This window comes from Psychrobacter sp. NG27, assembly GCF_016106655.1.
Lineage (GTDB): Bacteria > Pseudomonadota > Gammaproteobacteria > Pseudomonadales > Moraxellaceae > Psychrobacter.
Window position 1 is genome coordinate 15,070 of record NZ_JADGIN010000013.1, and the last position, 22,038, is coordinate 37,107.

The following is a 22,038-nucleotide window of genomic DNA, read 5'->3' on the forward strand; positions in this document are numbered from 1 at the left end:
ACTCAATCTGGTTTACGCAGGTGTTTGAGTAGCGACATAATAATTAATATTAATATGGCCAAAAACAGTAGGGCAAATACTAAACAGACTACTATCATCCCCCAGCTCATCTCGTGCATCATCGATCCATTCATGAGGCCATCCATAGGCCCGCTCATCATACCGTGCATCATAATAATCATGATGAGTACTCCTTACTTGTTATTTCCTTAGTATAAGTAATGATATAGTACTAGCGTGTGAACGTATACCTTTCAATAGGCTGCTTACTTAATGCTACCTAATACAGAGTGCTCGAAGTTTGTGACTGTTTATTCAAGCTCTTCAATCAACTGCTTCATCTCAGCGATTTCACGTTTTTGTGCTTTTATAATATCGTCAGCAAGCTGTTGTACACGCGAATCTTCAATATCAGCACGACTACTGGTGAGAATAGCAATCGAGTGATGCGGTATCATGGCTTGCATCCAATCCACTTGATCGACAGTTGCTTGTGATCTAACGCCCCAAATACCAACAGAAAACATCAACACGCTCAGACCATAGATCATCAAATTGATCTTGGTCTTCTTATACATATTGGTCATAAATGCCAACATGACCACTGCCATACCGGCACCCATGTAGAGCGCCATATAAGCTCGGGTTTCACTAAAATAGATATGATCCCATTCATAAGTATTGAAATACATCATGATGTACATCACAATCGTAGACGTCACAATCATCAGGGTGAACTTTACATACGGGTTCATGCCCTGTTGATGATCCATGGTGTTTTGATCTGAAGCATTCATAGTATATTTCCTATTATTTTAATAATATTAGAACCAGAATTTGACCCCCGCAGTCAAACTACTGCTATCAACCGATTCATCTTCTTGACGTCGTTGACCACGAGCCTTGCCAAGCGCTGTCTCATAACTAACACCCACATAAGGTGCTAGCTGGCGACTGAACGTCTCGTAAGTCAGCCTAACCTCAGCTTCCATCTCATTAAAGCCCTTGGTAATGCCATTATCATGGTCATCTTTACTAAAGGCAGTCAATCCCACCTCCGGTATGACTACCCAATGCTGATCCAAACGCCATTCGTACTCTGCGCCTAAATCAAGACGAAGTTGACCATCGGTATATAAGTAGGCTCTCGCATCTGTTTCAATAAAATAAGGCGCGGTTCCGACAATACCTGCCATCACGGCAGCGTTATCGTTTTCAGTATCGTAAGCGACACCAGCTTCACCATTCCAAAAAATGCTCAGTGGTTTCCAATAAGCAAGCGAGCTCAAGCTATCTATTTCTTTATCATCTTTAGTCTGAGCACTACCTTCCGTGCGTAGCCTTATACGATTACTATCAGTCCCATACCAACCCGTCGCCTCGAAGTTGATTTGGTCTTCATCGAACTGATAGCCCAAGTCGTCTACTGACACTCCCCATAATGGCATGCTGCCCATCATCATTGGCTTACCATACTGCCCGTAGGGAACTCCGTTTGAGTAGTCTGGACTACGAGCATCGGCTGGTGGCTGCCCACCTTGCATCCCTGACATATCCATACTGCCATGATCCATGCCCGACATGTCCATACCACTGTGATCCATACCAGACATATCGCCCGACATATCCATACCGCTGTGATCCATGCCCGACATATCACCTGACATATCCATGCTGCTGTGATCCATGCCCGACATATCACCTGACATATCCATGCCGCTGTGATCCATACCTGACATATCCATACCGCTGTGATTCATGCCCGACATATCACCTGACATATCCATGCTGCTGTGATCCATACCTGACATCTCAGCAGCTGTTGCAAAAGAGGATGTGAGCAAGACTAGCGATGACAAACCAATGAATGGCAGATTTTTCTTAGATATTTTCATAATAAGCCTCATATTTGAAGGTTTGTTAAACGACGGCAACTTCTCGGAACATACCAGCTTCCATGTGATAAAGCAGATGGCAATGCCACGCCCATCGTCCAAATTCACCCGTCACATCGAAGCTAATCTTTTGCGCAGGTTGCACCACAATCGTATGTTTACGTACCTGAAAGTCTCCAGAGGGGGTTCGCAAATCACTCCACATGCCATGTAAGTGCATAGGGTGATTCATCATCGTGTCATTGACTAAGGTAATGCGTACACGCTCGTTAGGCTTAATATTGACAGGCGTTGCATCCTTAAACATGACACCATCCAACGCCCAAATATAGCGCTCCATGTTACCCGTTAAATGTAGCTCGATCTCTCGGGTAGGCTTACGCTGCTCTGCAAATATTGCCTCATCGACAGAGCGTAATTGATCATAAGTCAAAACCTTTCTATCAATCTCACGCAGGTTGATACCGGGGTCATCGAGGTTCATACGTGGACTGTCGACACGCATATCAGATTTGAAGTCATACTCGGTCTTAGCATGCTTTGCTTTGTAGCCTTTATCACCCATCGCACCCATCATATCTGCCATGGTCAACCATTCGATCTTATCCATAGCAGGTATTGCAGCACGAGCACCTTTTTTGGTTGCAAGCGTGCTCGCGACATAGCCCGAACGATCAATGTTTTGGGCAAATATGGTATGCGCGTCTTGAGTAGGCGTGACAATGACGTCATAAGTCTCAGCCACCCCAATGCGGAAATCATCAATCGCAACGGGTGCGACATCAATACCATCTGTTGCCACCACAGTCATTTTGAGACCCGGTATACGCACATCAAATATCGTCTGTGCTGAGGCATTGATAAAGCGTAGTTTGACGGGCTGTCCCGCTTTCACTAGTTTTGTCCAATTAGCTGCTGTGGTCTTACCGTTCATCAGATAGGTAAAGGTTTTTTCACCAGACAAATCCGTGAAATCTGTCGGCATCATTCGCATCTGATTCCACATTTTGCGCTTATCAAACGCGGTTTTCATATCTGTTTCGGCAATATCAGACAACAGCTTCTTGAAATCTGGCAGATGATAATTGTCAAAGTCTGCGCGCTGTTTGAGCAGCTTCAAGAGATTGTGCGGGTTGCGGCTGGTCCAGTCACTAAGCACAATAACGTGGTCTTCCTCGATTGGATGACGCTCACGGCCTTTGGGTTCAATTACGATAGCACCGAGCATACCAGTTTGCTCTTGGAACCCGCTGTGTGAGTGATACCAATAGGTGCCTGATTGTTTGAGTTTGAATGTATAAGTAAAGGTACTGTTCGCAGGAATACCATCAAAGCTGATACCTGGCACCCCATCCATCTCAAATGGAACGAGCAGACCATGCCAATGGATAGAGGTTGATTCATCCATCTGGTTATGGACACGGATGATTACTGTATCGCCTTCACGCATCTTTAGCGTCGGTGCTGGCAGCGAGTTATTGATGAGTGTCGCCATGCTCTTTTTACCGTTCACAATAGCAGACTGTTTACTGACGTATAAATCAAACTCTTTACCCGTCAATATAGGCACTTTATGAGTATTTTGATCACTATTGATAGTAGCGCTCTGACTGCCCGAGCGACTGGCATGTCCCAACGCACTACTGGCCATGGTTGGTATTAAGGATGCACCAAGGACAGCAGAGGATCCGGTTAAAAAACGTCGGCGGTTCAATATGTTCTGTTTACTCATAATGATGACCTAATTTAATTTGTGAAAGGGTGAGCTTATAATTTCAATAGTCTGCCAAAAATCTTATTAAAGGGCCGCTATTATTGCCAAAAAATACTATAGTTGCTGCTGAGGAGACTCAATAGCAGCATACACTTCTATGGTGCCGTCTTTGTTAAGCTGCATCACTTTATACGGCATAAATTTATCTTGGTATTCCATGCCAGGGCTACCAACTGGCATACCAGGTACGGCAAGACCAATGGCATCACTTGGCGGGTTCGTTAGGAACTGCGCCATGTGCTTAGCAGGGACATGGCCTTCAAAAACGTAGCCATCAGTAGTGACCGCGGTATGACAAGAGCGCATTTGCTGGGGTACGCTGTAGCGCTCTTTAAACAGGGACAAATCTTCAACGTTCTGTGCGGTTGCGTTTAGGCCATGACCTTCGGCATAACCGACCCATTCTTTACAGCAGCCACAATTGGCATCTTTATAGACAGTAGCTGACACACTTCGCAAAATAGTTGACTGGGTATCTGAATGAGCACTGGCAGGTATTATTTCGGCTTGTGGTTGCTCTACTAGCGTGGCTTTTTGCGTAGTGACAGATGGCTCAGTCGCTGGTGTTGAGTCAGCAGTAGTGGCATTAGGCTGACTACAAGCGGCAATCGTTAACGATAATGGCAATACCGCGATCGCCGAGAGCATACGGCCAGATATCTGATGATGTGCATTAATAAATCTATTAGTATAGCGTCTCATAAAACCACTCCTGAGCGTCTGTCTGACGAGTAAATTTATAAAAATCAAAGCCGTATTACTGAGTCATGTAATACTGGTATCACTTAAAATGACAATCGCAAAAAGCAGCACTATTAAGCACTGCCTCTCTTACAAAAAATCAATGTTGCATGCCCGATCCATCACCTGACATATCCATCTCACCATCAAATGACATGTCCAACATATCATCGTCTATCCTAGTCGTTAACATAGTGTACTGGGCTTCATTTAATTCAGGTAATGATCTGATAAAAGCAACCATTGCCCACATCCTATCATCATCGTGCGAAGCGCCCCATGCTGGCATACCTGATGCCATAATGCCGTGTTTAATGGCCCAAAAGGCTTGCTGAGCACCTGCTTCTGTTTTATAGCGTTCAACCAATTCAGTGTTGGTAAAGCTGGGCGGCTTTGGATATAAACTTGCACTAAAATCAGTGCTTTCTACCCCAGGAGACAAATGACAGCCTGCACACATATCTTTGTAGTCTGCACCGCCCGAGCTGATCATGTCTGTCTTTTCTAAGTTTGGAACCGTAATGTCCTTACTAGCATTCGCTATTGAACGCGTGCGAGCGGTCTCTAAAAAATCGTAAACCAGCGGACTATGGGCCTGATCAGCACCGATATTTATCACGCCACTGGTCACCACCATAAAAATGCCCACAATAGCGACAAAGATAGTAAACAGTATTCCTAGTAAAAACTTCATAGGTTTGTCCTAAAAATCCATTTTATTAATATCCAATTGTTGCTCGACAAAACCATCTAACAATAATATTAAATTTCTACGATCCACTTCTATAAGATCAATGTCTAAGAGTCACTTTTGCTAGCAACACAGTGCTTTTGGTACATCGCTTTCATTTTGCTCATGTTGGTCATCATGGCTTTCATAGCAGGATCGTTCATATCCATTTTGCTATGATCCATTTTGCCCATCATCTGCATGTGCTTTTCCATTTTTTCGCAGTTCATTTGGTCTTTTTCAGCATGCATCTTAGGATCGTGTGCCAAGGCTGACGTTGAAACGACTAAAGCTATAGCGGTTGCTACGATTGATTTAGACAGTGGCATTGATTTGAATAGTGACATGGTAAATCCTTATTTGATTTAGTATAACGTCGAAAAGACTTTAAAATGTTAAGTTACTCTAAAGCATACTTTATTGATTCTGACAGAGAGATGACTGTTAGATTACAATTCTGTCATCTTGCTATTTATGGTTTTTAATGTTGTCAGCAATCCTTTAGTATGACATCAGAGCTGATATTACTTATCGCTACCATATTTGTTAATGAAGTATTTTTCAGACTGTAGATGTTGATCTTTGTGTTCAATCTCACAAGCCACTCTCGCATCGATATAGCTTTTCATCTGTGAATTTGAGAGCTGAGCATCGTTATGATCCAAGTTTTTTGCAAAGTCAGTCACAGCGTCGCAGTTATTGATGATTGAAGTGCTTAGATCAGTAGTATGCGCATTGGCAGTGGTAACACCTATCAGTAGAGAAGCCGATAGCAATACTGCTTTTTTGAATGAATCGTGAATTTTCATATAAAACCTCTTTTGCAAGTTGTTAGGTGTTTAAGTTATTAAGCGTTTAAATTGATTACCGATAAAAATAATTCATAGTAGCTAGGTATTGGAAACGAGCAACTATGTTTCATTCATATAGATTAGCAAATGAAGACTGACAGTCTGATTACGAGCACATGACATCTTTGTCAGCTAGCAGTCAATGTTGTCATCTGTGCTGATTAGAACGTTAAACAATCATAATCATACTGAGAAATTACAATGAAAGTCTTACTGGTAGAAGATGAGTTGAAGCTTGGCGAGTATATAAAAAAAGGCTTAACCGAAGCTGGGTTTATTGTTGATCATCACCTAACAGGCCTAGATGGCTATCATGCATTGATGACTGAAGAGTTTAGCGTGATCCTAATGGATGTGATGCTGCCTGATGTTAGTGGCTTTGAGCTGGTGCGTAATTACCGAGCGGCAGGAAAGCATACGCCTGTGTTATTTCTAACGGCAAAAGATGACTTAAGCGATAAGATAAAAGGGATTGAGATTGGTGGTGATGATTATTTGACCAAGCCTTTTGCGTTTGCAGAACTGATCGTCAGAATAAAAAGTCTATTACGACGCGCCAATCAAGCCGATTATCAAAGTACGATCCTGCAAATAGCGGATCTCAAGATGGATATTGCCAAGCGCACGGTACATAGAGGCGGCAAGCCTATTAAGCTCACGGCAAAAGAGTTTTCCTTACTACAGTTTTTATTAGAGCGCCGAGGTGAAGTGCTACCACGCACCGTGATCGCCTCTCAAGTATGGGATGTGAATTTTGATAACGATACCAATGTGATTGATGTGGCGATAAGGCGTCTGCGTATAAAAATAGACGATGAACATGAGGCAAAGCTGATTCAAACGGTACGCGGCATGGGTTACCGGTTAGAGGCTGTCGATACTGGGCTTGATAGTAAATCCTCTTATGAAGTTGACGATATCTAATATGAAATATAAGGTGGATAATCGGCGCTTGCCACTATTGTGGCGTACTGTGTTGCTGCTCACGATATTCGTTGTTGTATCACAGGTTGTTATTTATATATGGATACAGCACTCTGTTAAAGGTCATTTTGAGCAAATGGACGCTGAGATTATGACTCATGCGGCTTTTAACTTACGTAAGCAGGTGGCAGAGCCTAACAGCCCTATAGCCTCCCAAACCCCAACAAGCTCTCAAACGCTACTAAATAACCAACAGCCGTTAAGTTCGGCACCTGATGCGAAACCTGGTATCAATACGCCTACTTCAGTGGTATCAGATGAAGCTGATCATCTGCACTCTTCTTGGCTAGATTACGATCTAAAAACCGTTATCGCCAATAAAGAAGGGCAGATACTGTCTAGTACCCCCAACAATTTTGCTCAAGAGCTAGGAGACGGGTTTAATCTGTCATCACTGAGACAAGATAACGATAAGCAACAGTTCGTGATGAATGTCAACAGTCGATACTATCGAGCGATGGTCATTGAAGATGACAAAATGCTCGCGCTTATCGCATTGCCTATCGATGTGCATCATCAATATTTATTACAGTTCAATCGTCAGCTTAGTATGATTTTGTTCGCCATTACATTGTTACTCGTCTCAGTAGCTGCGTTGAGTGTGTACTGGGGTTTTGCGCCTTTAGCCACTATCGTCCAAAAAATGAAAGGAATGAATCCTGAAAGGCTAGATGACAGAGTAACGGTCAGTGATATGCCACTAGAACTGCGACCACTAGCAGAATCTTACAATTCGATGATGGTCAAGCTTGAAAGCAACTTTGAGTCTTTATCTCGGTTCTCAGACAATATCGCCCATGAGCTGCGTACCCCAATAGCGACACTGAGTACACAAACGCAAGTCATGTTAACTAAGCCAAGAGAAGGCGACGAATACATTGAGCAGCTACATCATCAACATGACACGTTAGAGCAGCTGTCAGCTATGATAAACAATATGCTGCTACTGGCGAAAACTCAAAAAGGATTAAATGACTCGCAAATCAGTCACGTGGATACAGGCCGCTTAATCACAAAGCTTATAGATTATTATGAAATAATTGCCGAGGATCGTGAGATAACTTTTGAGAAATCGGGTGATTTCGAAAGGGTATTAGGTGATGAAGGCTTATTGCAACGGCTGTTTGCCAACCTGATGTCAAATGCCATTTATTACGCAGCTAGCGGTAGTACTATCATGATATTCGCCACCGTCCTCGCCTCAGCCACCTCAGTTAATATGGCTAAAAACGAGGTTCGACCCTCAAAGCAGCCATGGTTAAGAGTAACGATGACCAATCGTTTAGACAAACCGTTAGATCAGAGTCAAGCTGATAAGTTATTCGAGCGATTCTATCGTCATGATAAGACTAGCCATAAGTACGCAGGTACAGGATTGGGATTGTCTATCGTGCAGGCTATCGCTAATGCCCATAAAGGTAAAGTGAGTATTACTATCAAAGAGGAATATTGTTTTGAGGTTAATGTAGAGTTGTTGATGGCCAAGTGAACCCCTCCTCATACTATAAAGCTTGGGGGTTAGAAACGATACGTATTGATGGATTAACAGAATATTAAGATAGGTTTACTCATATTGTGAGAATAATAACAGTCCCCTAGTGAGGACTTGAATCTTTAGCCCACGTGATTCCCATGGATATAGACTTTTATATTGAATTAATGTACATCTGAGTGTACTTAATGAGCTTAGCTTGATGGTTTTTTGACTAGACCATTATAGACTAGCTTCAATGCGTACTAACCAGCTTGGCATAGGCTTTGCCCAATACTACACCAAATACGAGATGTAGCATAAGAGTGGCGATTGGAATCATAATGCCGCTTGGCATAGATAAACCAAATAAGCCATTGCCCATCATAGGCATAATAGCAATCATCATCATAAACCAACCAATTGCACCTACCATTGCGCCAGTTAGAGTAAAGTTCTTACTTCTATCCGTACCTGCCATCAATGCCATGACGATACCATAGCCGATCGACCCTACCATAAAGTGAGCAATCCATGCCATTACATGACTACTACCCATCATCGATGCGAGCATCGCAATAATATCTAAATCAGGCATGAGGCCTATTGCACTTTTCAGCATGAGGAGTAGCGACATAACGATGGTCGCGATAAAAGCAGCTATTATTCCAGCCATATATTTGTTCATAATAGTCATTCCTTTTTTAGGTTTGAATCGTTATTATTTTTTTAAACGTTTTTAATTTTAGTTATTATCCAGTCGTAATACCTTGGAGGTAGATAGCTGCTTATATATACGGTAGAGGTATTAAAGGATACAGGTACTCTTCAAGGTTATCGTGTACTACTTACCAAGTATTAAAGCTGCGATGTTTATTGTTTCTACAATAAAAGGTCTTGAACAGTCATTCAAGTTATTTTGAGTAATCGTTCAATATTGCTTGTAACCATAAGCACGCTACGAATATTCAGTTCGAAAAGAAATGCAGTAGATATAGGCTGGCATGCTACCAGTCATGATGCTCATATGTGCTTTAACAGTCACACATACACGGTCACTGGAGGGCATTACGGAAATTTTGAAATTCTTTAGATTGTTCAAGTAAATCACTACCCAAATAGCGTAGATCATCTACTTGTTCAGGTTGTAAATGAAAGGTGGTCGGCATGGCATCAAACTTTGCACGCTCTGTTTTATCTTTAACTTGATCAAAGGTCAATATGGAGAAATGCACTTCCACTTGAGGCGCATTTGCAGGTCGCTGAGCATTCACATGCTCTCCCCATTGTAAAAATTCTTTTTTGGCCAATGAGACAGTTTCGTTATTTAGTGTACCTAGTGCGACTTCGCTCGCTGCTGAAATGGTATCAAGAAAACTCGGGTCTCTATTTTCTACCGACCACTCATGTTCTGAGTAGGTCTGGGCATTGGCCACAACGACCAGTACTTGTTTGACTTGGCGTAACTTAGCAGGACTAAACGCACCTGCCATGTTGGGCACATCACCATATTGGGTCACAGGACTCATCATTGAGCCGCGCACACCAAGATTATCAGTTACCCCGCCGTCTACCAAACGCACTACTGGCATCCGCTCTGGCTGTGAATACCGATCTAATGCGCGAGCTATCGCATAACTACGCGGCAAATGACTGTCTTGATTTAGTGCTTCATTAACCCAAGGCTGCGAGCGCTGCGGACAATCAGAAAAGTTGCGTAGCGCTATAGGGGCAAATATGCCAGGTACTGAGGAAGAGGCCATCACCGCATTGGCAACTGGATAGCTTGACAAATCCGAACATAAAAAGTCGAACTGCTGCTGAGTAAATGAAAAAGTCATGGCATTGTTCAAATCACTTGCATTTAGGATAACGTAAGGCAATTTGCCACGACTCATGTCAGCAAAACTCTTTTGTCCAAATAAATTAAGATTCAAATCCTTCGCGACCAAATCGCCACGATTATATTCAGAGCTGCTCATCGCGATTAGGCTTTGCGGACGTATCGCAAGTCTGATCAATCGCGACTGCCAGTCTTCATACAAGAATTCTGATGCAAAATTCTCAAAAATTTTATCACCGAATAAACCATAATAAGCTGCTGTATAGCTACCGCCTGATACTGAAGTAATAACATCTACTTCATCTAGTAATCGGCGCTCTTTTCCCTCTATCATAATTGGCGTGTCGCGAAGTTTCTCAAGCACTCCATAGCTAAGCGCTGCCGCCCGTGTGCCGCCACCAGAGAATGCCAACACAACGAATATGTCATCTGAGTTTTCAGGCAAACCATTACGAAAATCGTAGCGATTTTCGGTGGTTCTCTCTATATCTGTTGATGGCTGGTTCCAGATGCGCTCGCTACAACCCACCAGTAAGAATGAAGCCATAGTAATAGGCAGATAAGATAAGATAGGGCGCAATCGATGCCAAAATTTTATTTTTGAATAGTGATAAATATGGCTACCTTTGATAGTAAATATGTTTAAGCTCATCTCTATCACCGTAAAGTGTTTTATTTACTATACAACTTATGCTCATTTTTTATCACAGTTTCACTCTTCAAAATAGCTGATAAGCAGCTTTGAGCCTATTAGAGATAGTGAACGATATATTAGGGTATATCCTAGCGGAACCAGTATATTGTACCTCTCAGACCTATTAATAGACCACTTAAAATAGACTGCTGTAATGGAACCGCTATTTTCAGTGTTTACGTTTATTAGAACGTATCTACGAGCGTCAACCAAAGAGCAAGATGCCAAGCATGCCAGAAATGAGCTTATACAGTTTGCTGATGATCACGGCCACAAAATTGCTGCGTTCGATGTCGAAAACAAATCAGGTGCAACTTTGATAAGCCCACAGTTGATGCAGCTGGTTGGGAGACTATCAAAGAATGCTATCGACTTAGTCTACTACTCTCAAAACAAGACAGTTCAGTGAATGAATAACTTGTTTCTTATAGAATCTGGCAAGCTTCATCAAAGTCTAATCTTGGGAGACGGCTATATAATTGATCGGGTTCGCCATACCCTATATTAATGAGTAAATTTGAAGTCCATTTACTATCTTTAAGAAAGGTGTCATCTACCAATTCATTATTAAATCCAGACATTGGGCCCGTATCTAAACCCAAGGCTCTACAAGCCAGAATCAGATAAGCCGCTTGCATAGAACTGTTTCTAAACGCCGTCTCTTTTATGAGTTCAGGGCTAGAGTTAAACCATGATCGGGCATCCGTATGTGGGAATAATTTGGGAAGTTGCTCATAAAACTCATTATCATAAGCGACAATCACTGTGACGGGTGCAGTCATTGTTTTTTCGATGTTACCCGATGACAGTGTTGGCTCTAAGCGTGCTTTAGCGTCATCAGATTTGAGAAATACAAACCGTGCAGGTGAACAATTAGCCGAGGTAGGCGCCATTTTAACTAAGTGATAGATCTCCTCAAGTAGTGCATCTGGCACGTCTTTTTGTTGCCAAGCGTTGAAGGATCTGGCCTTACCAAACAGTTGATCTAGACCTTCTGAGGATAACGATAGAGAATCAGTCATAGTATGTCCTAATTGATATTAGATTTTGGATAAGAATTGAAGGATTTTGCTATTGGTTGAGCAGGTTTCTGTGATTGTACTGGCATGTCCACCCGTCAGCATTAACTCAAACTGGGCGTTTTGCATATTATCGGCTAAAGCCAGACCACGTTGCCATGGCACCAACACATCATCAAGATTGCTTAAAACCAACGTTTTGTTTTTAATATGCTTAGCATTTATCAGAGGCTGATAAGACTGCAAGGCTTTTAATCTCGTTAAGACGTTCTTAACGGGAGCAAAGTTAGCAATTGCTTTATCTTCTTTTTGTGTGAGTGCTTCTATGTTGTCTGAGATCCATATAGGCGGGTATAAAAATATCGCTTGGGCGCGTACAAATGCTTCTATACCTGTATTTTCTATCAAGCTTTGTCGCATGCTAAAACATTTGATAGTATGAGGATCGAGGCTTTCCCACCCATTTAAGATGACCAGTTTATCTAACAACTCTGGCGCTTTATAAGCGACTTCCATACCGATAAATCCGCCAAGTGCGTGACCGACGAAATGACAATTAGACTGCCCTTCTTGTTTTAATATTTCAATTAATTGTTCTGCTAAATCTTGCATAGAATAGTCATCGGGTAAGAGATCGCTATCAGGCGACACCCCCTCTTGTTCATAGCAAATCACATTGTAATGCTCGATAAAACAATCAATTTGAGGTAACCAAAAATCAGCATGCCCGCCTAAACCTGAACTAAATACGATCGTTTCTGTCGTGTCGTTCTTACAAGGATATTTTTTAACTAACATAGGGATTCATCCAATTTTAGTAAATTTCAAATTGCGGTAAAAGTATCTAATAGCTTATAAAATCAAGTTAAATTAAATTTACTAAATCAATTCAACGGTACGCTCATCGCTTTCATCATATTCATACGTTACGGTTTCTTCGAAATTTTCGACTTCGACTTCGCTTTCACCTTTACTTTCAACGGCCTCTTGAGACTTAATATATTTAATTAACGCGTCTATGGTGCCAACCTTTAGATTATGAGTATCGGCGAATTTCATCAGATCATTTCTACGAGCCATTTCACCATCTTGATTGATAATCTCTACAATAACTGCAGCAGGCTCCAAGCCAGCCAGTCTCGTTAGGTCACAACCTGCCTCCGTGTGACCAGCGCGTTCTAGAACACCACCTTCTTTAGCCACTAATGGAAAAATATGACCTGGGGTTACGACGTCATCAAAGGTAACGTCCTGAGACACGGCAGTTCTAATGGTCTGAGCTCTGTCTGCCGTTGATATACCTGTACTTACGCCTTTTGCTGCATCAATGGAAACAGTGAAATTTGTACTGTAAGGTGCTTGGTTGTCTTTGCACATCAGAGGTAGTTTTAATTTTTTACAACGCTCGGAGGTCAAGGTCAAACAAACCAAACCTCTGGCATGTGTGATCATAAAGTTAATATCATCAGGTTTGGCCAAACTGGCTGCCATAATCAGGTCACCTTCATTTTCCCGATCCTCATCATCCATGATTATGACCATCTTGCCTGCTTTAATATCTTCAATGATTTCTGGTATTGTATTGATATTCATAAAATCCACCATTTGCATTTATATTTGCTTTTGTATGTTGTTATGTAGAACTTGTTGTCAATTAATCATACGCTCTACATAACGTCCTACGTTTGATACGGCCGTATAGCTACTTCATAGAGATAGTGGTATTTACGCCTTCACTAGCATCTTCATCAAACCAGCGTGATATCACCGTTTTAGTCTGTGTATAAAACTGCACCGCTTGCTTACCATAAGGACCTAAGTCACCGAGCTTACTCGCTCTAGAGCCTGTAAACGAAAACATCGGTAGCGGTACTGGAATTGGCAAGTTAATACCAACTTGTCCAACATCGATATCTTGTTGGAACTTGTGTGCATGGGCGCCAGACTGGGTAAAAATGGCAGTGCCATTACCATTTGGATTGGTATTGATAATCTCAATGGCTTCCTCAAGCGTGTCGGCATACATAATGCATAGGACAGGACCAAAGATCTCTTCGGTATAGCAGCTCATATCAGCGGTTACATGATCTAAGATAGTCGGGCCAACAAAGTTACCTTCTTCATAACCTGCTACCTGACAACCACGACCATCTAGTCTTAGATGCGCCCCTTCGTCTATACCAGCTTGGATTAAGCGCTCGACACGGGCTTTGGCTTGCTTAGATATTAGCGGACCTAAGTCTTTGTCATCCTTGCCAGCGGCAACGACTAGCTGTGCTGATTTTTCTACAATCTCATCAACCCACTGTTTAGATTCCCCAACCAATACCACGACAGACAGTGCCATACAGCGCTGCCCTGCTGCACCGAATGCTGCACCTGCTAACTGATTCAGACTTTGTTCTTTATTGGCATCAGGCATGATAACGGCATGGTTTTTCGCACCCATCATACATTGCACACGTTTACCAGCCTGACCTGCACGGTCATAGACATGCTTGCCCACTGCTGTTGAACCAACGAAAGATATCGCTTTTATGTCAGGGTGATCGCACAGCGCATCCACTGTATCTTTACCACCATGAACGACACTTAACACCCCTTTCGGTATACCTGCTTCAAGGGCCAACTCGACCAATCTCATGGTAACGATTGGATTTTGTTCAGAAGGTTTTAAGATGAATGTGTTGCCTGTGGCGATGGCCATTGGAAACATCCATAGAGGAATCATGGCAGGAAAGTTAAAGGGGGTAATACCTGCACAGACACCTATTGGCTGCTGAACGGTATACATATCGACACTACTAGCGACGTTTTCAATGTAGCCCCCTTGTTGCAAGTTACCGATACCTGATGCGTGTTCTACGACCTCAAGACCTCTAAACACATCGCCTCTAGCATCTGCCAGTGTCTTACCTTGCTCTTCAGTCAATAGCGCCGCCAGCTCATCCATATGTTCACGTATCAGTTGTTGATACTTTAGAAAAACACGGGCTCTTTTGCTGATGGGTGTGATACGCCAGCTCTTAAAAGCCTCAGCGGCCATTTTGATGGCTTGATCAATTTCCTCAGGTGTTGATTGTGGTACCTTGGCGATAACCTCTTGAGTGGCTGGATTGGTGATATCAATCCATTCTGTAGTAGTCGATTCAGTAAATTCGCCGTTTATCAATTGTTGTACGTTGCGTAGTTCTGCAGTCATGACACGATTCCTTAAGGTAATATCAAATAGGTGTTTAAATTTATGTATTGAGCTTCAAGAGCGGCTCTGATGTAACGACTTCTTTATCAGTGGTCACGCTCATCTCTTTTTGTTTGTTTTTAAAATTAAAAACGAGGTTCATAAGAATGGCTAAGAAAGTAGCGGTACCAATACCACCTAAATCGAAGCCCGCAATGTTTAGTGAATAGTTGCCAGTGCCTAGGATGACTGGAACGGCGGCTACCAACATATTGCCATTCTTACTAAAATCAATTTTTGCATTCATCCAGATACGCGCGCCGGCGATCGTAATCAAACCGAAGACAACGATTGAAGCACCTGTCAAAATGGCCACAGGAATGGTACTGATTAAGGTGCCAAATTTAGGGGATAAGCCCAATAGAATGGCGAAGACACCTGCTATGACAAAGACAACTGTAGAGTAAATTTTGGTCGCTGCCATGACGCCGATGTTTTCTGCATAAGTCGTCATACCAGTGCCGCCTACCGAAGCCGAAAGCGTGGTACAAAGGCCGTCAGCAAAGAACGCTCTACCCATATAAGGTGAGATACTTTTGCCAGTCATGGCCTCTACTGCTTTGAAATGACCAAGGTTTTCAGCGATTAAGATGATAAAGACGGGTGCGATGACTAATATGGCACTAGTCTCAAAGACAGGAGAATATAGTGTTGGCAGACCGAACCAAGCAGCATTCGCAATTGGACTAAAATCGATAGGTTTGCCCATACCCATCACATTCGTTAATAGGAAATAAATAAAATAGGCGGCGACCAGTCCTATTAACAGTAGCAAGCGTCTGACCATCCCTCTGGTAAATACGGCGACTGAACAGATACACAACACGGTGACCAACGCCATCCAAGAATCAAAGCTACTGCCGATGACGCTCTGTATAGTGACAGGCGCTAGGTTCAACCCGATAATCATCACAATGGACCCAGTGACCACAGGTGGCATCAAATTCTCAATCCACCCTGCACCTGTTTTCATCACCAGCAGACCCATCAATGCGTATAAAACCCCGCAGACCAGTGTGCCCCCAAGCGCAATGCCAATATTTGGATTGATACCAGTACCACTATAGCCAGTTACTGCTGCTACCGCCCCGATAAAGGCAAAGCTAGAGCCTAAATAACTTGGTACGTGCCCGCCAGTAATGAGAAAGAAAAGTATCGTACCTATACCAGTAATCAGCATGGTTAAGCTAGGATCAAAGCCCATCAGTAAGGGAGCTAAGATTGTCGCACCGAACATTGCGAATGAGTGCTGTGCGCCTAACACCACACTCTTACCCATTGGTAGATACTCATTGATACCTACCGGCGTCGTTTCTAGGTTTCCAGTATAGGGACGCCATTTAACAAACCATTTATCCATTTTTAATATCCTTAAAAAGTAGAGGGATGATACTTAGTTCGTGCACTTACTTAATTGATGGTAGTCTCGATTGAAATAGATGAGACTTTCACAATCAGGCTTGTGTTTGATATCCAATACTTCACAAATAAGAATATCGTGAGTTCCCACCGAGCTAATGAGTTTGATCTTGCAATCAAAAGAGATACTGGCATCTTCTAGTACAGGCGATCCTGTCGACAGCGTAGACCAGCTGCCTTGATCGAACCTTTCTTCTAGAGATTTTTTACCCCCGAACACACCGCTTAAATCTTTATGTTCAAGAGCAAGTGTATTGACGCATAGCACCATGTTTTCTTTAAAATAATGATAAACAGAAGCGCTTCTGTTTAAACACACTAATAGGGTTGGCGGTGAGTCAGTGACACTACACACAGCAGAGGCAGTAAATCCTGCCCGCCCTGCTGGACCCTCAGTGGTGATAATGTTGACGGCGGCAGCCAAATTACTCATCGCATCTCTAAAAGATTGCTGCATGTCAGTTAAGTTTGCTGCCGTAGAGGTGAATGATTCTTTAGATTTATGTTTCATTAATGAGGATTGCGTTACTTGGCTTTCTTTAATTACTGTATTCATCTGTCATTTCCTTTTAAACAATATTCCGCCACATGTGTAGTTAACTAAAGCGCCCTACTACAGTCCAATGCTAGGGGTTCAATGTCAGGTAACTTTAAATTCACTAACTGCAGTCATTTTTAAACAGGTCTTTATCCAATGTGCGCTATGGACGCGATTTCTACTAGGGCATCTGGTTTTACCAACCCGCATTGGATACAAAATCTTGCTGGCTTTTCATTGGGAAAAAATTCTGCATAGACTTGATTGACCGCGTCATAATCTGCCCAATCCTTTACAAAGATTGAATTAAAGGTCACGTCATCCATATCGCCGCCAGCGGTTTGAATCACGTTTTTGATCGTCGTTAACACATGGCGAGTTTGTGCAGCGGCATCACCCACATGTACGACATCGTTATTTTCATCAAAGGGTAAAGTGCCCGAGACATAAACGATGTTGTCGGCCTTGGTAGCGGGTACATAAGGGGCTAATGGCTTGCTGGTACCTTCAGGGATAATCACTTGTTTAGACATATTTACATTCCTAGTGTGGTTGGATTAAGTATGGAAATCGTGGTTTAGGTTGCTAAAAACTGGCTATTCAAAACATTAGCTATCTGTAAAACACTGCTGCATGCTGGCAACATCAGACACCCAACCAAAAAAGGTTTTTACGTTATATAGTGTGGCCTCATGAGCCTCTACTGGTCCTGCTTGATAACAAGCGTCATCTAATAACACCCCAAAATACTCAAGGAAAAACCCATCTCGAAGCGTAGATTCAACACAGACGTTGGTTGCGATACCTGTGAGTAATAAGTTACGTATGCCTCGTGACCGCAATACGCTATCAAAGTTAGTGTTCGCAAAGCCGCTATAACGAGGTTTATCTATAACGATGTCTTGAGGCGCAGGGCTCAGCTCGTCGACCAACTCGTAATCCCAGCCCCCTTTTGCCAACAGCGTTCCTTCAATTTCAGGATTCTTACGCATGGTTTTTAAAGCATTTGACTTGTGATAATTAGGCGACCCACTACCACCAGCTTCGACATACTTGTTGTCCCAGCCATTTCTGAAATAGATAACTTGTATGCCAGCTTGGTGTGCAATATCCACGGCTTGCTTGATTTTATCGATGACAGGTTTGGTCGCTGTGACATCAAACCCAGCCAAATCCAGATACCCGCCTTGGCTGGCATAAGCGTTTTGCATATCTACTACGATCAGTGCCGTCTGCGAGGGATCTAACTTAATAGGTTCAGGCAACGACTCTAAAACAGGAGAAGATTCCTTGGTAAAGTCTGCACAAATTGTATTAACCGAATTCATATCCGCTCCTTTTATTAGGCTTCGCTGACAGCTTGACTGGCAACTGGTGTATCGACATTGATACGGCTCTTCATAAGGGGCTGAATTCTGCTACCAAAATCTTCAACACCTTGCACGAAGTCATCAAAAGTCAGTAAGACGCCATCAGTACCTTGTATCTCACCAACTTCATCTAACATACTGGCGACATTTTCAAAGGAGCCGACAAGCGTACCCATATTGATATTGACTGGTGAAACACTTGAGGCCATATGACGAATGTTGGTATCTTTGCCTGATGTTTTGTCCTTACCACCTTGTGACTGTAGCCAATCAATGGCTTCCAAATCCGCACCGTCATTGTATGATTGCCATTTTGCCTGTGCTTTTTCATCGGTCTCATCTGCGATGACCATAAAGAGCACATAGGTCGGCACATTACGGCCCGTCTTATCCGTGTGTACCTTTAGGCGATCATTGATACCAGCATAAGCGGTAGGTGTGTTTAGACCTTTACCAAAGACAAAGTTGTAATCAGCGTATTGTGCAGAAAATGCTAAACCTGTATCTGATTGACCCGCACAGATAATCTTCATATCGCCTTTTGGAATTGGCTTAACTTGGCAGTCATCCATCTGGAAGAACTCACCTTTCAAATCAGATTGGCCTGTCGCCCAAAGATCTCTTAAAATTTGCACATATTCAGATAGGTAGTCATAGCGTTTACCAAAATAGTCATCGCCTGGCCACATTCCCATTTGCCCATATTCTGCTTCTTGCCAGCCCGTCACGACATTTAGTCCAAAACGTCCGTTTGAGATGCTATCAAGGGTCGACGCCATTCTTGCTACGATTGCAGGTGGCATGACCAACGTCGCCGATGTGGCATAGATTTTTATTTTGGATGTGACCGCAGCCAATCCCGCCATTAAGGTGAAGCTCTCAAGGTTATAATCCCAAAACTCCGTCTCCCCGCCAAAGCCGCGTAGCTTGATCATAGAAAGCGCAAAATCAAAACCATAGTGCTCAGCACGTTGCACAATTTGCTTATTAAGCTCAAATGTTGGCTTGTACTGCGGCGCGTTTTTTGAAATTAACCAGCCATTGTTGCCAATCGGACAAAAAATACCTATTTCCATAATTTCACCTATACGTTTGAGGAAGAAAGAGTTGTAAAAGAAATAAAGATTATTTCATGTTTTTTACGTAGCATAATTTATGCCAAATAAATTAATTGTTATTTATTAAATACTTAACGTTTTTATACACAAAAATTTTTAGACCATATGGTTTAAAAAAATGCATGAAAATAGTGCGGATGTTATAAAATAGTGCAGAATGTTGTAAAATGGTGCACAAATGTAGAAACGCTTCAAAAGTGCATTTTGACGGCCATCTAGATGAGAATGGCGCTAAGCGAGTGATAAAAAGAAGACTAACTGATACTAGATTGCTGAGCTTGAATGACACTAGTCTAATGAGACTGGATAACACTAGATTTCTATAATCAGAGAGCTCATGAATCGACACAGTGTTAAACGCTGTCGACGCCATTAGCATATCCATTTAGGTTAATTAGTGGCTTATGTGCTTGGGTGCTTGGGTGCTTGGGTGCTTGGGTGCTTGGATGCTTGGATGCTTGGATGCTTGGATGCTTGGATGCTTGGATGCTTGGATGCTTGGATGCTTGGATGCTTGGATGCTTGGATGCTTGGATGCTTGGATGCTTGGGTGCTTGGGTGCTTGGGTGCTTGGATGCTTGGATGCTTGGATGCTTTGACCCTTTTTTAAATTGAATCAACTGTCATGTAATAGATTTATATGACTTTATAGTGAGGGACAACATAGTGAGAGAAGATGTGCTAAAGAAAGAGATGGAAAAGAGTTCAAAGGTATTAAAAAAGAAAGAGCACATCATTAAGGCGGCGTTAATCGTATTTTCCCAAGAGGGATTGAACGGGGCGCGAATGGAGAAAATTGCTGAAGAGGCTGATATATCTAAATCAAATATATTTTACTACTTCGACAGTAAAGAGACGCTTTATATTGCAGTTTTGGAAACGGTACTGAGTGAGTGGTTGTCACCTTTAAACGAGATGAGTGCCAACCAAGATCCAAGAGAGGCTCTTATAACTTACATCGAAGAAAAATATAAAACTTCAAAAAAGTCGCCTGCAGCGTCAAGACTATACGCATTAGAGATTATTCAAGGGGCGCCTCATTTAATGACCTTACTAAAAGGACCTCTGAAGTCCTTAGTTCGAGAAAAAGTAGCCGTGATTGATGGCTGGATTGCAGACAACAAGCTTAAGTCCGTTTCTGCCATCCATTTAATTTTCCATATTTGGGCGGTCACTCAGCACTATTCTGATTTTTCTACGCAAATTGAAGCAGTGTGTAATCATAGTTTGAAAAATAAGAAATTCGCTACTAGCGCGTTAGACACTAGTATTCAACTTCTAGTAGACAGTCTAATTGTATGATCTATGCTGTTAATCACAGAATTGAGATAACAACAGGGCATGAGATGTTATTTCTCAAATAACTGGACTATAGTAAATGTCAGTAATATCTGATTAAGCAAACTAAGGGATTAAACCATGAAAACACTAGGAGCTTGTGTTGCAGCAGGATTGTTATTAAGCGCTTGTGCTAGTGGCATAAGTGGTGGCATGACGATTAATACCAACTCAAACAAGATAGTGACTCAGTATCCTGTTGAGACGGCGTTGCTCAATATCTATACCAGAGCGTATAGTGATCGACTGTATACGCTGATTGATGATCAATTGGTCGTCGTTGACACCCAAATAACACCGAAGGGCGTTATGGACTTTGACAATAAGCAGGTACAAGGTGCTGAGGCAGTGGCTATTACGATAATCAATGATCAAGTGGTGGATAAATCAGTTGGTATCAATTACTTTACTTTGGATCCACTGGTATTTCATGGTTTTACTGGTGATGTAGACGAATATTCAATTGCAACCCAAACCAAACCTATACCAAAAATAGCCAACATCAATGAGTCAAGCACCTATCTAACTGAGCAAGTGTATAGTGATAGCAATAAGCGTAAACATTTAAAAACGTATACACAGACATGGTCATTAAAACGAGAGAGTAATGACACCGCATGGTTCTGCATAGAAAGCTCTGAAAACCTATTACTTAGCTATGATCCTGATGACCTCACAACTGAATGCTACAAGATAAATGCTCAAGGCGATATCTTGGCAAGCAAAATTACTATCAGACAATCCAGTAAAGACGGCAGTACTGAGGCTATAACATTTGTTAGTAAATAGTCTATGACATAAACTTGATTGTAAAGTATTCCTTAGATACTAATGCACGTAGTGGGTTTACGTCTAAAACATGACCTACCTTGAGATTACCTATCTCACCAGTATTGACACTATTTGCTTCTATAAATAGCAAAAAGCCCCAGTCATGAACTGAACCCCATAAGTTGGACACAACTTCTGGGGTATTTTTATGCGTTACGATCTAGACTTTAAGCTCAAAGTG

At 42.3% G+C, this 22,038-nt stretch carries 24 protein-coding genes and 1 pseudogene; 5 read left to right on the forward strand and 20 right to left on the reverse strand.

The genetic code is table 11. From position 1 onward, the window contains the following. Positions 1 to 2: 2 nt before the first annotated feature. The 8 genes from IP485_RS13130 to IP485_RS13165 form a co-directional block, all read right to left on the reverse strand. Complete coding sequence (locus IP485_RS13130; RefSeq protein WP_198327670.1) at positions 3 to 182, reverse strand: hypothetical protein; 180 nt, start codon at positions 180 to 182, stop codon at positions 3 to 5. A 129-nt stretch (positions 183 to 311) separates the two neighbouring features. Then, positions 312 to 797, reverse strand: a complete 486-nt coding sequence (locus IP485_RS13135) for a DUF305 domain-containing protein (protein ID WP_198327672.1) — start codon at positions 795 to 797, stop codon at positions 312 to 314. Between the two features lie 27 nt (positions 798 to 824). After that, a complete protein-coding gene (locus tag IP485_RS13140) occupies positions 825 to 1,895 on the reverse strand; it encodes a copper resistance protein B (protein WP_198327674.1) in 1,071 nt (356 codons plus the stop codon). Positions 1,896 to 1,920: 25 nt separating this feature from the next. After that, entirely contained in the window at positions 1,921 to 3,627 is a 1,707-nt protein-coding gene (locus IP485_RS13145) for a copper resistance system multicopper oxidase (RefSeq protein ID WP_198327676.1), read from the reverse strand. Positions 3,628 to 3,723: 96 nt separating this feature from the next. Continuing rightward, entirely contained in the window at positions 3,724 to 4,371 is a 648-nt protein-coding gene (locus tag IP485_RS13150) for a DUF411 domain-containing protein (protein WP_198327677.1), read from the reverse strand. 139 nt (positions 4,372 to 4,510) lie between these two features. Then, complete coding sequence (locus IP485_RS13155; protein ID WP_198327679.1) at positions 4,511 to 5,104, reverse strand: c-type cytochrome; 594 nt, start codon at positions 5,102 to 5,104, stop codon at positions 4,511 to 4,513. 104 nt (positions 5,105 to 5,208) lie between these two features. Further along, positions 5,209 to 5,487: a hypothetical protein gene (locus IP485_RS13160; protein WP_197177443.1), complete on the reverse strand. Its 279-nt coding sequence runs from the start codon at positions 5,485 to 5,487 to the stop codon at positions 5,209 to 5,211. Between the two features lie 177 nt (positions 5,488 to 5,664). Then, positions 5,665 to 5,949, reverse strand: a complete 285-nt coding sequence (locus IP485_RS13165; RefSeq protein WP_198327681.1) for a hypothetical protein — start codon at positions 5,947 to 5,949, stop codon at positions 5,665 to 5,667. A 243-nt stretch (positions 5,950 to 6,192) separates the two neighbouring features. On the opposite strand from IP485_RS13165, the gene IP485_RS13170 reads away from it, so the two are divergent. Both IP485_RS13170 and IP485_RS13175 read left to right on the forward strand, forming a co-directional pair. Further along, a complete protein-coding gene (locus IP485_RS13170; RefSeq protein ID WP_198327683.1) occupies positions 6,193 to 6,915 on the forward strand; it encodes a heavy metal response regulator transcription factor in 723 nt (240 codons plus the stop codon). 1 nt (position 6,916) lies between these two features. Next, positions 6,917 to 8,464 carry an ATP-binding protein gene (locus tag IP485_RS13175; RefSeq protein ID WP_198327685.1) on the forward strand — a complete coding sequence of 516 codons (1,548 nt, stop codon included), beginning with the start codon at positions 6,917 to 6,919 and terminating at the stop codon, positions 8,462 to 8,464. A 238-nt stretch (positions 8,465 to 8,702) separates the two neighbouring features. On the opposite strand, the gene IP485_RS13180 is transcribed toward IP485_RS13175, so the two are convergent. Further along, positions 8,703 to 9,134, reverse strand: coding sequence for a DUF6789 family protein (locus IP485_RS13180; protein ID WP_198327686.1), 432 nt, complete (start codon positions 9,132 to 9,134; stop codon positions 8,703 to 8,705). A 367-nt stretch (positions 9,135 to 9,501) separates the two neighbouring features. Then, the gene (locus IP485_RS13185; protein WP_198327687.1) at positions 9,502 to 10,941 is read right to left on the reverse strand and encodes a patatin-like phospholipase family protein; all 1,440 of its coding nucleotides are present in this window, start codon (positions 10,939 to 10,941) and stop codon (positions 9,502 to 9,504) included. A gap of 196 nt (positions 10,942 to 11,137) precedes the next feature. On the opposite strand from IP485_RS13185, the gene IP485_RS13190 reads away from it, so the two are divergent. Further along, the gene (locus IP485_RS13190) at positions 11,138 to 11,392 is read left to right on the forward strand and encodes a recombinase family protein (RefSeq protein WP_198327688.1); all 255 of its coding nucleotides are present in this window, start codon (positions 11,138 to 11,140) and stop codon (positions 11,390 to 11,392) included. A gap of 16 nt (positions 11,393 to 11,408) precedes the next feature. Here the strand turns inward: IP485_RS13190 and IP485_RS13195 are convergent, their stop codons facing one another. The 10 genes and pseudogenes from IP485_RS13195 to IP485_RS13240 all read right to left on the reverse strand — a co-directional run bounded on the left by IP485_RS13195 (position 11,409) and on the right by IP485_RS13240 (position 20,308). Beyond that, positions 11,409 to 12,005, reverse strand: coding sequence for a malonic semialdehyde reductase (locus IP485_RS13195; RefSeq protein ID WP_198327689.1), 597 nt, complete (start codon positions 12,003 to 12,005; stop codon positions 11,409 to 11,411). A gap of 18 nt (positions 12,006 to 12,023) precedes the next feature. Beyond that, complete coding sequence (rutD, locus tag IP485_RS13200) at positions 12,024 to 12,800, reverse strand: pyrimidine utilization protein D (protein WP_198327690.1); 777 nt, start codon at positions 12,798 to 12,800, stop codon at positions 12,024 to 12,026. A gap of 111 nt (positions 12,801 to 12,911) precedes the next feature. Further along, positions 12,912 to 13,595 (reverse strand): annotated as a pseudogene (ribB, locus tag IP485_RS13205) (3,4-dihydroxy-2-butanone-4-phosphate synthase); the annotation flags it as partial. 109 nt (positions 13,596 to 13,704) lie between these two features. Next, the gene (locus IP485_RS13210; protein WP_198327692.1) at positions 13,705 to 15,204 is read right to left on the reverse strand and encodes a CoA-acylating methylmalonate-semialdehyde dehydrogenase; all 1,500 of its coding nucleotides are present in this window, start codon (positions 15,202 to 15,204) and stop codon (positions 13,705 to 13,707) included. Between the two features lie 40 nt (positions 15,205 to 15,244). After that, positions 15,245 to 16,603, reverse strand: coding sequence for a solute carrier family 23 protein (locus IP485_RS13215; RefSeq protein WP_198327693.1), 1,359 nt, complete (start codon positions 16,601 to 16,603; stop codon positions 15,245 to 15,247). Between the two features lie 33 nt (positions 16,604 to 16,636). After that, on the reverse strand, positions 16,637 to 17,218 hold the full coding sequence (gene rutF, locus IP485_RS13220) for an NADH-dependent FMN reductase RutF (RefSeq protein ID WP_198327694.1): 582 nt from the start codon (positions 17,216 to 17,218) through the stop codon (positions 16,637 to 16,639). 131 nt (positions 17,219 to 17,349) lie between these two features. Further along, complete coding sequence (gene rutC, locus IP485_RS13225; protein WP_110923384.1) at positions 17,350 to 17,733, reverse strand: pyrimidine utilization protein C; 384 nt, start codon at positions 17,731 to 17,733, stop codon at positions 17,350 to 17,352. Between the two features lie 75 nt (positions 17,734 to 17,808). After that, the gene (rutB, locus tag IP485_RS13230) at positions 17,809 to 18,528 is read right to left on the reverse strand and encodes a pyrimidine utilization protein B (RefSeq protein ID WP_194363798.1); all 720 of its coding nucleotides are present in this window, start codon (positions 18,526 to 18,528) and stop codon (positions 17,809 to 17,811) included. A 14-nt stretch (positions 18,529 to 18,542) separates the two neighbouring features. Next, positions 18,543 to 19,646, reverse strand: a complete 1,104-nt coding sequence (gene rutA / locus IP485_RS13235; RefSeq protein WP_198327695.1) for a pyrimidine utilization protein A — start codon at positions 19,644 to 19,646, stop codon at positions 18,543 to 18,545. 395 nt (positions 19,647 to 20,041) lie between these two features. After that, positions 20,042 to 20,308 (reverse strand): hypothetical protein, encoded by a 267-nt coding sequence (locus IP485_RS13240; RefSeq protein ID WP_198327696.1) that lies wholly within the window; start codon positions 20,306 to 20,308, stop codon positions 20,042 to 20,044. Between the two features lie 46 nt (positions 20,309 to 20,354). Between IP485_RS13240 and IP485_RS13245 the strand changes: the two genes are divergently transcribed. After that, positions 20,355 to 20,990 carry a TetR family transcriptional regulator C-terminal domain-containing protein gene (locus tag IP485_RS13245; protein WP_320159138.1) on the forward strand — a complete coding sequence of 212 codons (636 nt, stop codon included), beginning with the start codon at positions 20,355 to 20,357 and terminating at the stop codon, positions 20,988 to 20,990. Between the two features lie 117 nt (positions 20,991 to 21,107). Beyond that, complete coding sequence (locus IP485_RS13250; protein WP_198327697.1) at positions 21,108 to 21,815, forward strand: hypothetical protein; 708 nt, start codon at positions 21,108 to 21,110, stop codon at positions 21,813 to 21,815. The last annotated feature ends 223 nt before the right edge of the window (positions 21,816 to 22,038 follow it).

Excerpts from the sequence above, each read along its gene's own strand:
- IP485_RS13130 (WP_198327670.1), bottom strand. The coding sequence starts at position 182 with ATGATTATTATGATGCACGGTATGATGAGCGGGCCTATGGATGGCCTC.
- IP485_RS13135 (WP_198327672.1), bottom strand. The coding sequence starts at position 797 with ATGAATGCTTCAGATCAAAACACCATGGATCATCAACAGGGCATGAAC.
- IP485_RS13140 (WP_198327674.1), bottom strand. The coding sequence starts at position 1,895 with ATGAAAATATCTAAGAAAAATCTGCCATTCATTGGTTTGTCATCGCTA.
- IP485_RS13145 (WP_198327676.1), bottom strand. The coding sequence starts at position 3,627 with ATGAGTAAACAGAACATATTGAACCGCCGACGTTTTTTAACCGGATCC.
- IP485_RS13150 (WP_198327677.1), bottom strand. The coding sequence starts at position 4,371 with ATGAGACGCTATACTAATAGATTTATTAATGCACATCATCAGATATCT.
- IP485_RS13155 (WP_198327679.1), bottom strand. The coding sequence starts at position 5,104 with ATGAAGTTTTTACTAGGAATACTGTTTACTATCTTTGTCGCTATTGTG.
- IP485_RS13160 (WP_197177443.1), bottom strand. The coding sequence starts at position 5,487 with ATGTCACTATTCAAATCAATGCCACTGTCTAAATCAATCGTAGCAACC.
- IP485_RS13165 (WP_198327681.1), bottom strand. The coding sequence starts at position 5,949 with ATGAAAATTCACGATTCATTCAAAAAAGCAGTATTGCTATCGGCTTCT.
- IP485_RS13170 (WP_198327683.1), top strand. The coding sequence starts at position 6,193 with ATGAAAGTCTTACTGGTAGAAGATGAGTTGAAGCTTGGCGAGTATATA.
- IP485_RS13175 (WP_198327685.1), top strand. The coding sequence starts at position 6,917 with ATGAAATATAAGGTGGATAATCGGCGCTTGCCACTATTGTGGCGTACT.
- IP485_RS13180 (WP_198327686.1), bottom strand. The coding sequence starts at position 9,134 with ATGAACAAATATATGGCTGGAATAATAGCTGCTTTTATCGCGACCATC.
- IP485_RS13185 (WP_198327687.1), bottom strand. The coding sequence starts at position 10,941 with ATGAGCTTAAACATATTTACTATCAAAGGTAGCCATATTTATCACTAT.
- IP485_RS13190 (WP_198327688.1), top strand. The coding sequence starts at position 11,138 with ATGGAACCGCTATTTTCAGTGTTTACGTTTATTAGAACGTATCTACGA.
- IP485_RS13195 (WP_198327689.1), bottom strand. The coding sequence starts at position 12,005 with ATGACTGATTCTCTATCGTTATCCTCAGAAGGTCTAGATCAACTGTTT.
- rutD (WP_198327690.1), bottom strand. The coding sequence starts at position 12,800 with ATGTTAGTTAAAAAATATCCTTGTAAGAACGACACGACAGAAACGATC.
- IP485_RS13210 (WP_198327692.1), bottom strand. The coding sequence starts at position 15,204 with ATGACTGCAGAACTACGCAACGTACAACAATTGATAAACGGCGAATTT.
- IP485_RS13215 (WP_198327693.1), bottom strand. The coding sequence starts at position 16,603 with ATGGATAAATGGTTTGTTAAATGGCGTCCCTATACTGGAAACCTAGAA.
- rutF (WP_198327694.1), bottom strand. The coding sequence starts at position 17,218 with ATGAATACAGTAATTAAAGAAAGCCAAGTAACGCAATCCTCATTAATG.
- rutC (WP_110923384.1), bottom strand. The coding sequence starts at position 17,733 with ATGTCTAAACAAGTGATTATCCCTGAAGGTACCAGCAAGCCATTAGCC.
- rutB (WP_194363798.1), bottom strand. The coding sequence starts at position 18,528 with ATGAATTCGGTTAATACAATTTGTGCAGACTTTACCAAGGAATCTTCT.
- rutA (WP_198327695.1), bottom strand. The coding sequence starts at position 19,646 with ATGGAAATAGGTATTTTTTGTCCGATTGGCAACAATGGCTGGTTAATT.
- IP485_RS13250 (WP_198327697.1), top strand. The coding sequence starts at position 21,108 with ATGAAAACACTAGGAGCTTGTGTTGCAGCAGGATTGTTATTAAGCGCT.